Source organism: Antarcticimicrobium sediminis (assembly GCF_004348975.1).
In the GTDB taxonomy this organism is placed as follows: Bacteria; Pseudomonadota; Alphaproteobacteria; order Rhodobacterales; family Rhodobacteraceae; genus Antarcticimicrobium; species Antarcticimicrobium sediminis.
On sequence record NZ_SMFP01000020.1, the window covers coordinates 1 to 12,182 of the forward strand.

The window sequence follows — 12,182 nt, forward strand, 5'->3', positions numbered from 1 at the left end:
CGCAGCAATGCGTTCAGTTGACCGGTACTAATTGTCCGATAGGCTTGATTTGATCCAGTAGAAGACAGACTTCTGCTAAATCAAAAGCATACACACCATAAAGTGTACGACTTGAACAACACAGTTGATTATCGAGCAGGAAAACCCGTTCCATGAACGGAACCCTGCTCCTGCCCTTGCTTGCAAGGGCAGAGGAGAGTCCTTATTCGGTTTGGTGGTCATAGCACAAGCGAAACACCCGGTCCCATCCCGAACCCGGAAGTTAAGCGCTGTCGCGCCAATGGTACTGCGTCTTAAGACGTGGGAGAGTAGGTCACCGCCAAACCTAATAAGGACTCCCATGATTTCTCTCTTCGATGACAATATCAAAGATTCCCCAAGTCAGCACTCACAAAGTTTCAGAGCGTCTCGAACAGTGTTCGACATTGGTTTCGCCTGCCGACCGATGGCTTTCGTGAAAGCATCCAGAGCCCGCACAAAGTCCCGCTCGACCTGAAATGCCGTATGCGGTGTCTAAAGCCCATCTTCCCGAGTTTGGCGTAATTTGAGTCTCAAGGGCGTGGGAAAGCAGGACGTAAGTTTCTCTATGGAGACTACGACTGAGTTTCTCACGCTTTCGGGTGTTGAGCTCTTACAGGCCGGGAATTCGACGCCCTCTTTTGTGGGGATCATCGCCGATCCATCTATCAAACCTAAAATCGAAACCGATCGAGAGTCGGCTCGAAACCAGGCCGGTTCGCGCGCGGGTAAATTTCAAGTGTCTGAGTATAGTCAAGCGGGGCGCTTGGTGCTAGGGCACTGGCGAATAGCCAGTGAGGGAGGCCGCATTGCGCGCAATTTTCCTGTCGACTTGTCAGGTACTTGATCGGGTCACCGTCGCTCTGTGCGCCGTGGCCTGCGTCGTGCTGGCTGGCGCGGTCCTGGGCACCGTAATCCTGCGCTTCGGGTTCGATAGCGGATTCATCCAGTTGCAGAATCTTGCGGCATACGCCTTTGCTATCCTGATGATTTTGTCACTTCCCTATTGCTTGCGCCGGGCTGGCCATGTGCGGGTGGAGGTTTTGTCGGAACGGCTGCCTGATGGGTATTTGCGGATCGCGGACAGTGTTGCGCTCGTGGTGTTCCTCGTGCCGGTATTTGGTCTGTTGGCTTGGGCCTGGATGCCCGATCTTATCTACAGTTGGTCGATCTGGGAGGGCTCGATCGAAACCGGCGGGCTTGGTGGCGTATTCCTGGTCAAGACGACCCTTCCGCTCAGTGGGGTGTTGATGATCCTGCAGGGAATCGCCGTGCTGCTCGACCCGGAGGGGGTCGGCGCATGATCATCCATGAAATTTTCCTGGCGGGCATGATCCTTGGCCTGTTTGCAGGTATTCTCAGCGGCATTCCGGCGATGCTGGCGATTGCGGGCGTGCCCCTGCTGACAGCGGTGATCGGGGCTACGGTCGGCGCCTTTGATCTGGGCTTTCTCAACTTCTTTCCCGCGCGGGTGTACGGCGCGATGTCCAATCCCTTGCTCATGGCGGTGCCGTTGTTCGTGCTGATGGGGGTTCTGTTGGAGAAGTCACGTCTGGCCGAATCCATGCTGGAGGTTCTTGGCCGTATGCTGGGCGGATCAACGCGGGGCATGGCGCTGTCGGTTCTGGTCTTTTCGGCGATCATCGCCGCGTCGACGGGGATCGTGGGGGCGACGGTTGTGATGCTGGTGCTGATCAGCCTGCCCGCGATGCTGGATGCCGGTGTGCCGAAGCGGATGGCGACGGGCATCATCTGCGCCAGCGGGACCTTGGGCCAGATCATTCCTCCCTCTATCTTGCTTGTGCTGCTGGGGGATCAGATCGGAAACACCTATCTGGAGGCGCAGCAAAAGTCGGGCAATTTCGCCCCCGATCCGGTTTCCGTGGGGGATCTCTTTGCCGGAGCGCTGCTGCCCGGGCTGGTTCTGGTGGGCCTTTACGCGCTGTATATCTTCGTTGGGTTGCGCCCAGTGGCCAAGCCGTCCGGACCCGCGCGCGCGGCTGTCGCGGCTGCTCCCGTTGGGCTGCGCGAGATCCTGTCCAGCTTTGCACCTCCCCTATTGCTCATTCTGGCGGTGCTTGGCTCGATCCTTGTGGGGATCGCGACCACGACCGAAGCCGCAGGACTGGGTGCGATCGGCGCATTGATGCTGGCGGCCTATCGAGGTGGGCTACCAGGCCTGCAACGCAATCTGGTGTTGTCGGGCGTTCTGGCGGCTTTCGCGCTGATGATGCTGAGGCTGTTCAGTGATGCCCGCAGCGAGAGTGCGGGGCTGGGTGTTCTTGCGGCGGTACTGGCTGTTTTGCTGGTTCTCGGGGTCGCTGTCGCGGGATGGCGTCTGTGGTTCGCCCGGTTGTTGCAGGGCGCCGTTCGCGACACGCTGCGGATATCCGGCATGGTCTTCGGGATTGTCGTCGCAGCCTCGCTTCTGGCGCTGGTGTTTCGCGGCTTTGGCGGTGATGAAATCGTGATGGCCGCTATGGAGGCGCTGCCGGGCGGTGAATGGGGGGCCCTCGCCGCAGTCATGTTGGTGGTATTTCTACTGGGCTTTGTGCTGGAAGCGGTCGAGATCATTTATATTGTCGTGCCGCTGCTGGGCCCGCCACTTCTGGGCGGCGACATCTCTCCGGTCTGGTTTGGCGTGCTGCTGGCGATGAACCTGCAGACCAGTTTCCTGACGCCCCCTTTCGGGTTTGCGTTGTTCTATTTCCGCTCGACCGCACCGCGCCACATCACGACGACAGATATTTATATTGGTGTCGCGCCCTTTGTGGTGCTTCAACTTGTCGGACTGGGTTTGTTAATTGCGTTCCCGGCCTTGGCGACGTGGCTACCGGACCAGGTCTTCGGAAGATAAGATTCACTTGTAGGAGGAAAATATCACATGAAACGCAGAACCTTTCTCGCGTCCGGGGCGGGGATCGCCGCCGCCGCGACGACCCTGAGCAGCCCTGCAATCGCGCAGGGCAAGATTGAATGGAACCTTCCGACAGCGTTTCCCAAGAACGCCCCGGGGGTTGGCTCCAACGTGCGCAACTTTGCCGCGAAGGTCGCCGCCATGTCCGATGGGCAGTTGACCTTCAAGGTCTTCGGCGGCGGCGAACTGGTACCGCCTTTCGCAGTCGAAGATGCGGTGCAGCAGGGCAATGCGCCCGTGGGGCACGGGCCGACCTATTACGCCGCAGGCAAGAATTCGGCGTTGCATTGGTTCACTGCGGTGCCCTTCGGGATGACCTCGTCAGAACATTTTGCCTGGCTGAAATATGGCGGCGGGCAGGAGATCTGGGACGACATTTACGCGCAGCGCGGGCTCAAACCGTTCTATAGCGGCAATTCCAATACCCAGTCTGCCGGCTGGTTCAAGCGAGAGGTCAACACGCTTGACGATCTCAAGGGGTTGAACATGCGCATCGCCGGGCTGGGCGGTGAGGTGTTCCGCAAACTGGGCGTCAACTCTGTGCTGATGCCGCCGCCGGAAATCTTCCAGTCGCTGCAATCTGGTGCAATCGACGCCGCCGAGTGGGTCGGCCCGATGCTGGATCAGGCGTTTGGCCTGCAGAAAGTCACCAAGCTGTGCTATCTGCCTGCCCTGACCGAGCCCGGCGCCGGGCTGGCCATCGTGTTCAATCAGGACGCATGGAATGAATTGCCCGCCGCCCTGCAGAGCATCTGTGAAAACGCCGCCCATGCCGCTGCGCTGGAGAGCCATGCGGAGTTCGATTTCTTCAACGCGCAGGCGATGGCCGCGCTGCGTGCGGACGGCGTCGATTTCCGTGCCTTCAGCGATGAGATCATCACCGGAATGCGCGATGCCTGGGTACAGGTGCAGGAGGAGCTGACGCAAGCGAACCCCGACGTCGCCCGCGTGCGCGAAAGCTACGATCCCTATCTGGCCCAGGCCCAGGACTACGCCAGCGCCATGACGCTGCCGATGCTGGCCGGTCGGGGCTGACGGCTGAGACAGGATGCGGCGGCAGGTCGCCGCATCCATGAGCCTCGGCCCGGCGGTGAGTATCGCTGGGAAAGCCGCGTGTGCTGGGATCCGATCAAAACGGACCCGCAGACGTTGGAACACCAAGGGTTTTCGGGATAATTCTCTCGCTCAGAGCCCCTTGATCAGACCGCCATCGACCCGCAGCATCGATCCGGTGACATAAGAAGCCTGCTGCGAACACAGAAAGCTGACCACCGCGCCGAACTCTTCCGGCTTACCGTAGCGGCCTGCGGGGATGGTCTTGCGGCTAGCCTTCTGCACGGCATCAAGTGCGGCCCCGGTCTTTTCGGCCTTGAGCCCGTCAAGCTGTGCAAGCCGGTCGGTCCCGATGCGCCCCGGCAGCACCATGTTGACGGTGATCCCATGTGGTGCGATTTCTTCTGCCAGCGTCTTGGACCAACCGGCGATGGCGCCGCGTACGCCGTTCGATAGGGCGAGGTTAGGGATCGGCTGCACAATGCCGGACGAACCGATGGTGACAACCCGGCCCCAGCCTTTGGCGATCATGCCGGGCAGGGCAGCATCGGTGATGCTGAAGATCGGTGTTGCCATGGTCTCAAAGGCGGCGCGCCATGCGGCGACGCTTTGCCCCTTGGCTGGCCCCGCAGCGGGTCCGCCGCAATTGTTGACAAGAATGTCGACTGGCTGCTCTGCAAGGCGTTCAATCAGCGCCGCGACGCTGGCGGGGTCGGAAAGATCCAGCACCAGCCCTTCGATATTGTCCACCGAGCCACCGGCGGGGATGCTGCCGCTGCGTGACGCGGCGATCACATGCGCCCCCTCAACGGCCAATATCGTTGCACTTGCGGCGCCAAGGCCACGGCTTGCGCCCAGAACCAGCGCTGTCTTTCCTGTGAGTCCAAAATCCATCAGTTCAGTTCCTTCAATCTGTTGTCTTGTCGGGTGAGCAGGCGCTCGACCTCGGCGATGGCGGCTGGGGCAAGCCCCGCACCCGGAGAGCGCAGCGCCGCAGAGGCAATCGCGCCGCGCTTGGCCAGCACGTATTTACGTACTGCGAGGCCTGCGCCCGGCTGCTGCTCGTAGCGCACCAGCGGCAGATAGGCGTCAAAGATGTCCTGCGCGCGGTCCATGTCGCCAGCGCTAGCCAGCCGTACGACATCTGACAGCATCTCGGGGAAGCCAAAGCCGGTCATCGCGCCATTCGCACCACGCGCGATTTCTTCGGGCAGGAATATCCCGCCATTTCCGCACAGGATCGAGATGCGCCGTCGCCCGGCTGCTTCGGCCGCGCGCAGCTTGGTAATCTTGGCAAGGCCCGGCCAGTCCTCATGCTTGAGCATCACCACCTGCGCCACATCGTCAATGATCCGGCCGAGCACCTCGTCAGAGATATGCACGCCAGTCGAAAGCGGGAAATCTTGCAGCACGATGGGCACATCTTGGCCCAACGTGGCGGCGACCTGCGCGAAATAGGCGTGGATTTGCGGGTCGGTCTTGAGCGACCCTGGCGTTGTGACCATGCAGCCCGCCGCACCCATGTCCATCACGGCTTTGCCCAACTCGCCGATTGCGGCGAGGCCCGGTGCCGAGACCCCGACGACGATGGGTCTTCCTCCGGCCCGCTTAATCACGCGTTGCGCCACGGCACGGCTTTCGGCTTGGGTCAGCTTTTGCGCCTCGCCCATCATGCCAAGGATGGTCAGCCCGTCAGCGCCCTTCTCAAAGTAGAAATCCACCACCCGATCAAGGCTGTCGAAATCGATCGCGCCGCTGTCGGTGAATGGTGTGACCGAGATGACAAAGACGCCTTTGGCGTCCGGGGTGAGCAGGGTCATATCCTGTATCCTTGTTTTAGTTCTCGCGGGCCCGGCCCGGGAGGGATGAGAGAGGTGGTGCTCCTGCGTGAGGGCCCCGTACAAAACCGCAGGGAAAAGTGTACAGAAAACCGAGAGCAGGTAGGTTGATGAAGGCTCGGGTTGACGTTGGCATCTGGGGCGGTTGCTGTTTCTAAGGCGTCATTCGGGTCTGGGTCCTGCGACAGCGGACAGGCCCTTGTCGATGACCCAGCTTTGCCGGAGCACTTCACTTTCGGCAAAGGCGGCGCGCAGATCCGACATGAAGCTGTGCAGCAGCCCCGAATAGGGCACGCCCCGGCGGGTATACATCACCGCGTTCACCTCGCAGGCGGGGAGGAACGGCTTGCACACCAGCGCGTCGGAGACTTGGGTGGTGGCAGAATAGGGATCGACGACTGTCACCCCCAGATGTTGCGCCGCGAGCGCCGTGGCGGTGGCGCAGTAGCGCACCTCGATCCGGGGCGAATAGATGGCGCCTGCCTGCTCGTAGGCCTTGCGCACAAGCTGGCCGAGATTTGAGGCCAGCTCGAGCCCGACGAGCGGTTCGTCTTGCAAATCGAGGGCGGTCAGATGTGGCTTTTTGGCCAACGGGCTTTCGCGCGGCACCAGTGCCACCATATGCGCGCGCTGCAGCACGTCGACATTCACGGCATCTTGGCGGTCATGGTCTATGGCAAGGCCGATATCCGCCTGCCCGCTCTGCACCGCTTCCCTCACCTGTTCGAGACGGCGTACGTCGAAGGCGACCGATACGTTGGGTCGGTTGTCGAGGAAGCGGCGCAAAGCGACCGGGGCCACGGAATAGCCGAGGGGCGGCGTGGAGATAACCTTCAGCCGACCTGCCATGCCCAGCTTCATGTCGCGCGCGTGCTGCGAGAAGCCTTGCATCAGGCCGAAGATCGGGCGGATCTCGTCAAACAGCGATTTTGCCTCGGCGGTGGGCTGCAGCCGTCGTCCGGTGCGTTCAAACAGAGTGAGGCCAAGCTGCGTTTCGAGCTGCCGCAACGCGGCCGACACCGCCGGCTGCGAGATGTGCAGCCGATCGGCCGCCTCGACCGTGGTGGCACCGCGCATCATTGCGGCAAAGATCTCGAGCTGGCGCAGCGAGACTTCGGGCAGCCCGGCCTCGGTGGTCATTCCGGCGCCCCTACCAGCCCCAGCGCCATGGCGGTGGCGGCCTGCACCGGATCGATCACCGCGATGCCGATGTCGCGCTCAAGCTGCGCGCGGATCGGCGCCATGCCGGCACACCCCAGAACCACGGCCCCGGCGCCGCGCTCGGCCAGATCGCGGCCAAGCGCGACGCAGAGGTCATACACCTTGGGATCGCGCCCGGAGTCCTCGGCAGAGACGCTCGGAAGGGCCAGTTCTGCGGCGAAGCGGCTTTCGACGCCCATGGCGCGGATTTTAACACGGTGTCGCGCCACCGATCCCGGCGACAGCGCAATGATGCCGAAGAGATCAGCGCGGGCCATGGCGGTGAGGATACCGGCCTCCTGCACGCCGATCACCGGTTGCTTGACCAGCGTCCGGGTCAGTTCGACCCCGGGGTCGGAAAAGCAGGCCGCGACAAAGGCGGCTGCGTCGGGCCGTGATTGCGCCAGCTCGGCAAATCCCAGACCGGCGCGGGCCACGTCCTCGTTTGTCATGATCGTTGCCGGGCTGGCGGGGAGGTCGGTGACCTCGAACGCCGGACCTTTGAGTGGGGCCAGATGGGCGATGGCCTCGGCGATGCCTTGCGTGACATTGGCCGACGAGTTCGGGTTGATGATCAGGATCGGACCCATCAGCGCAACTCCGCGCCAAAGTTTTGCGCTGGATCCAGTTCCTTGGCGATGTAGCCGGGCTTGCCGCGCAGGTCGGCGGGCTGGCGGGCAAAGAAGCGGCCCTGGCCCTCTTTCGCCTTGAGCGCGCCATGCTCGACGACTGTCGCGCCGCGGGTCATCACAACCTCGGGCGTACCGGTCAACTCCATCCCCTCGTAGGGGGTGTAATCCATGTTGTCATGCTGGTCCGCCGCAGTGACGGTGATGCGCGCCTCGGGATTCCAGATCGCGATGTCGGCATCCATACCCGGCGCGATCCGGCCCTTGTTTGCGCAGCCGAAGACCTTGGCGGCGTTGGTCGATGACAGCGCTACGAACTGCTCGAGCGTGATGCGTCCCGTCACCACCCCTTCCGAAAAGAGATAGGGCAGGCGGGTGGCGATTCCGGGCATGCCGTTGGCAATTTTGGGATAAGGGACATTCTCGCCGTTCAGGAACTTTCCGGTCGCATCGTATCGGTAGGGGGCATGGTCCGAGCTGACGCTCTCGAAGGTGCCCTGCGCCACGTGGTGCCATAGCGCGTTTTGCGTGGCGCCATCGCGCAGCGGCGGAGAGCAGATGTATTTGGCCCCCTCCATGCCCGGCCGGTCGAGATCGGCGCGGGTCAGCGCAAGGTATTGCGGGCAGGTTTCGGCATAGAGTTTGGCGCCGTTGAATTTCTCGCGCCGCACGATTTCGGCACCGCCTTCGGTCGAGACATGCACGATGAAGAGCGGGGCATCGACCAGCTTGGCAAGCTGGATCGCGCGGTTGATCGCCTCTTGCTCGGCCAGCTCAGGGCGCGAGATCGCGTGGTATTTTGGTGCGGTCAGGCCTTTGTCGGCCAACCGTTTGTTCATCCATTTGACCATGTCGTTGTTCTCGGCATGGACCATGGTGATCGCGCCGTGCTGTCGCGCCACGGTGAGGATGTCGAGCATGCCACCGTCGCCGAGGTTCATCAGGTCGTAGGTCATGAAGACCTTGAACGAGGTGATGCCGCGGGCAAAGGCGCGGGGAAGCTGGTCTTCAAGCACCTCTTGGGTCGGGTCGGATATGATCAGGTGATAGGAATAGTCGATGACTGACCGCGCGCCGCGCGCGTCATAGGTGGCGATCACTTCGTCAACCGATTGGCCGCGGTGCTGCGCCGCGAAGGGGATGAACGAGGAGTTGCCGCCATAGGCTGCCGAGATCGAGCCCGAGAGGTAGTCATCGGCGGACATCACCCCCGATGAGCTTTCCTGTGCGATATGGGCATGGGCCTCGATGCCACCGGGGATGACGATGCGCCCGCCCGCGTCGATGCGTCGATCGCCGCCTGACAGGTGCTCGGCCACAGCCGCGATGCGGCCGTCCTTGATGCCGATATCGCCCTTCCAGGTCTCCGAGGCCGTGGCGACCAGCCCGTCATGGATCACCGTATCGAAGTGCATCTGCTTTCTCCTTGTCTGTCGTCAGTTCGCCCGCTTGGGAGGGGCGCAGTTGGTGCCTGTTCTGTTCCGCTCAATCGGGGATGACGACCCCGGTCTGTTCGGCGATCAGGCCGTAATGCTCGATCCGGCGGTGGGCGGCGAAGTTGAACACGGTCGACTTACCAAAATCGCATTTGGCGAAATCTGCGTCATGCGTGATCAACTCGTCGCCTTCCCCCTCGGCCCTTGCGACGACAAATCCGTCGGGATCGACGATGATCGACCCCGCGAACATGTGGTTGCCGTCTTCCATACCACATTTGGCGACGGCCACCGCGTAGGTCGAGTTCTGGTAGGCACCGGCGCAGACCGACAGCTCGTGATGGTATATGCGGCGCTCGATGCCCTCTTCGGCGGAAAGGTTGTTCTGCGACGGGGTATTATAGCCGATGGTGACCAGTTGTACGCCCCGCAGGCCCAGCATGCGCCAAGCTTCCGGCCAACGGCGGTCGTTGCAGATCGCCATGCCCATGATCACGTCTTGGTTCCTGACCACGCCAAAGCCGGTGTTGCCGGGCAGGAAGTAACGCTTTTCAAGGTGCTGGTGCGTGCGCTCTGGCTCAAACTCGGCGTGGCCCGGGAGGTGGGTCTTGCGGTATTTCAAGACGACCTCGCCCTCTGGCGAGACGATGATCGAGGTGTTGAAATGTTCGCCTTCCGGGGTCAGCTCACAATAGCCGAACGTGAAGCCCATGCCAAACGCGCGTGCCTTGTCAAAAAGCGGCTGGACGGCGGGATTCGGCATGGCGGTTTCGAACCAATGGTCGAATTCGGCGCGGTCCTCGACATAGAAGCGCGGAAAAAACGTGGTCAACGTCATCTCGGGATACACGAGGAAGTTGACGCCTTTTGCATGCGCTTGTTCCATCAGGGCGATCATCCGGGAGACCACGCTTTCTCGGGTCTCGTTCTTTTGGATGCCGCCGATCTGGGCGCCGCCGATGATAAGTTTCGTCATGGGGTTTCCTTTCGGGATCGTAAGTTCAGTGCTCCGCGAGGCCGCGCTGGTAGCGCGATATCAGTCGGACCAATGGCCAGAGGATCGCGAGGTAGATGAGTGCGGCGAGGACAAGCGGTGAGGAGTTGTAGGTGATCGAGCGGGCCATGTTGGCCGAGTAGAGCAGCTCGGAGAGAGAGACGACAGAGGCGAGGGAGGTGAGCTTGACGACCTCGACGGTGTTAGACAGCAGGTCGGGCAGTACGTTGCGAATGGCCTGCGGCAGGATCACGTGAACGAGGCTCTGCACTTGGCTGAGCCCGGTGGCCTGAGCCGCCTCGGGCTGGCCCTTGGGGACCGACTGGATGCCAGCGCGGAACACTTCGGCGAAGTAGGCCGAGTTGTTGAGGAAGAAGGCGAGCACCACAGCCATGAAGGGGGTCAGTTCCAGCCCCGCGAAGGGCAGGCCCGAGTAGACGAAGATCAGCACTACGAGTGGCGGCAGGGCGCGAAAGAGGTCGATAAAGCCGATCGTCGGCCATTTCAGCCATTTGCGCGGCGACAGCGCGCCGAGCGCCAGCAGCAGCCCTCCGGCGAGGCCCAGCAAGATGACCACCGCGCAGAGCTTCAGCGTGATGATGAGCCCCTTGAGCAGCAGCGGCCAAGCCTGTGCCATGATGTCGAGGTTGAAGAACAGATCGATGAAGTTGCTCATGTCGCACCGCTCATGTGTAGCGCTTCTCAAGGAGGCGCGCGAAGATGACGACCGGCAGGAAGATCGCGAGATAGGCGAGCGCGGCCATGGTGAGTGGCGTCGCCGAGCCTGAGAAGCTCTGCGCCGAGGACGAGACGGAAAGGATTTCCTTTACACCGATCACCGACCCCAGCGCGGTCATCTTGGTGATCGCCAGCGCACGGTTGACCAGAGACGGGATGCCCAGCCGGATTGCCTGCGGCAGGGCAATGTCGAACAGGGTCTGCATGAAACTGAGGCCGGTGGCGCGGCCGGCTTCCCACTGTCCCTTCGGAACCGAGGTGAGGCCCGCCCAGAAGATCTCTTCGGCGAAGGCTGCCAGAACGCCGCCCAGTACGATGAACAGCACCATTGGGCCCGACAGGCGAATGCCGAGGCCGGGGAGGCCAAAATAAAACACCAGAATCACCACCAGTGGCGGTAGGGCGCGGCTAATATCGGCGAAGGCGACGATGGGCAGCGTGAGATACCAGCGGCCAAGTGTGCGCAGGCAAGCGAGAACCAACCCCAGCGCCAGCCCAGCGATCACGATCGCGGCGCTGAGCCAGAGCGTGGTGACGAGCGCCGCGAGCAGGTCCGGCAGGTATTTCGCCATCACCGCACCGTCAAAGAACGTGTCGAGGAAGCTCATGCGGCGGTCGTCGGCTGCAGGCGGGAGAGGAAGGCGCGCAGGCGTTCCGACTTAGGATTGCCGAAGATGTCTTCGGGCGGGCCGGCTTCGACCACCACGCCGCCATCCATGAACACCACGCGATCAGCGGCCTCGCGGGCGAACTCCATCTCGTGGCTGACCACCAGCATGGTCATGCCTTCCTGGCGCAACTGTTTCATCACCTTCAGAACGGAGCCGACCAATTCCGGGTCGAGCGCCGACGTGGGTTCGTCGAACAGCATGACCTTGGGGTCAAGTGCCAGCGCACGGGCAATGGCCACGCGCTGCTGTTGTCCGCCAGATAGCTCGCTCGGCATGGCGTCGGCCTTGTGTGCCAGCCCCACATGTTCAAGCATTTCCATGGCGCGGGCTTTCGCCTCGGGCTTGGATCGTTTCAGCGCCTTGACCTGCGCCAGCATCACGTTCGCCAGCACCGATTTGTGGGGGTAGAGGTGGAAACCTTGGAACACCATGCCGATTTTTAGCCGCATCTTGTCGAGCGCGCGGCCGTGGCATTCAGTGACATGTTCGCTGTCGAGCAGAATGCTGCCTGAGGTCGGCTCTTCGAGCCGGTTGCAGCAGCGCAGCATGGTGGACTTCCCCGAACCCGAGGGGCCGATGACAAAGACGAGCTCGCCGGGTTTTACGCTCAGGTCGATCGACTTCAGCACCTGCGTGGTGCCGAAACATTTCTCGAGCTGGTTGATTTCAAGCATCGGTCTGTGGTGGA

Annotated in this window: 12 protein-coding genes and 1 rRNA gene; 4 read left to right on the forward strand and 9 right to left on the reverse strand. The window is 62.0% G+C overall.

The genetic code is table 11. From position 1 onward, the window contains the following. Positions 1–210: 210 nt before the first annotated feature. From rrf to E1B25_RS19705, 4 genes are all read left to right on the forward strand, one after another. Positions 211–325: ribosomal RNA gene (gene rrf / locus E1B25_RS19690) — 5S ribosomal RNA — on the forward strand. Positions 326–827: 502 nt separating this feature from the next. Beyond that, positions 828–1,322, forward strand: a complete 495-nt coding sequence (locus E1B25_RS19695) for a TRAP transporter small permease subunit (protein WP_132831296.1) — start codon at positions 828–830, stop codon at positions 1,320–1,322. Further along, positions 1,319–2,875, forward strand: a complete 1,557-nt coding sequence (locus E1B25_RS19700) for a TRAP transporter large permease (RefSeq protein ID WP_132831297.1) — start codon at positions 1,319–1,321, stop codon at positions 2,873–2,875. Before E1B25_RS19695 ends, E1B25_RS19700 begins: the two co-directional genes overlap by 4 nt. Positions 2,876–2,902: 27 nt before the next feature. Beyond that, entirely contained in the window at positions 2,903–3,970 is a 1,068-nt protein-coding gene (locus E1B25_RS19705; RefSeq protein ID WP_132831298.1) for a TRAP transporter substrate-binding protein, read from the forward strand. Positions 3,971–4,120: 150 nt separating this feature from the next. On the opposite strand, the gene E1B25_RS19710 is transcribed toward E1B25_RS19705, so the two are convergent. From E1B25_RS19710 to E1B25_RS19750, 9 genes are all read right to left on the reverse strand, one after another. Then, entirely contained in the window at positions 4,121–4,882 is a 762-nt protein-coding gene (locus E1B25_RS19710) for an SDR family oxidoreductase (RefSeq protein WP_132831299.1), read from the reverse strand. Further along, a complete protein-coding gene (locus E1B25_RS19715; RefSeq protein ID WP_132831300.1) occupies positions 4,882–5,808 on the reverse strand; it encodes a dihydrodipicolinate synthase family protein in 927 nt (308 codons plus the stop codon). Before E1B25_RS19715 ends, E1B25_RS19710 begins: the two co-directional genes overlap by 1 nt. 180 nt (positions 5,809–5,988) lie before the next feature. Then, a complete protein-coding gene (locus E1B25_RS19720) occupies positions 5,989–6,966 on the reverse strand; it encodes a LysR family transcriptional regulator (RefSeq protein ID WP_132831301.1) in 978 nt (325 codons plus the stop codon). Then, positions 6,963–7,616: an aspartate/glutamate racemase family protein gene (locus E1B25_RS19725; protein ID WP_132831302.1), complete on the reverse strand. Its 654-nt coding sequence runs from the start codon at positions 7,614–7,616 to the stop codon at positions 6,963–6,965. Before E1B25_RS19725 ends, E1B25_RS19720 begins: the two co-directional genes overlap by 4 nt. After that, positions 7,616–9,070: a dihydropyrimidinase gene (hydA, locus tag E1B25_RS19730; RefSeq protein WP_132831303.1), complete on the reverse strand. Its 1,455-nt coding sequence runs from the start codon at positions 9,068–9,070 to the stop codon at positions 7,616–7,618. Before hydA ends, E1B25_RS19725 begins: the two co-directional genes overlap by 1 nt. A gap of 70 nt (positions 9,071–9,140) precedes the next feature. After that, on the reverse strand, positions 9,141–10,067 hold the full coding sequence (locus tag E1B25_RS19735) for an N-carbamoyl-D-amino-acid hydrolase (protein ID WP_132831304.1): 927 nt from the start codon (positions 10,065–10,067) through the stop codon (positions 9,141–9,143). Between the two features lie 25 nt (positions 10,068–10,092). Next, positions 10,093–10,761: an amino acid ABC transporter permease gene (locus E1B25_RS19740; protein ID WP_132831305.1), complete on the reverse strand. Its 669-nt coding sequence runs from the start codon at positions 10,759–10,761 to the stop codon at positions 10,093–10,095. Between the two features lie 10 nt (positions 10,762–10,771). Then, positions 10,772–11,431 carry an amino acid ABC transporter permease gene (locus E1B25_RS19745; RefSeq protein WP_132831306.1) on the reverse strand — a complete coding sequence of 220 codons (660 nt, stop codon included), beginning with the start codon at positions 11,429–11,431 and terminating at the stop codon, positions 10,772–10,774. After that, positions 11,428–12,168, reverse strand: coding sequence for an amino acid ABC transporter ATP-binding protein (locus tag E1B25_RS19750; RefSeq protein WP_132831307.1), 741 nt, complete (start codon positions 12,166–12,168; stop codon positions 11,428–11,430). Before E1B25_RS19750 ends, E1B25_RS19745 begins: the two co-directional genes overlap by 4 nt. Between the last annotated feature and the right edge of the window lie 14 nt (positions 12,169–12,182).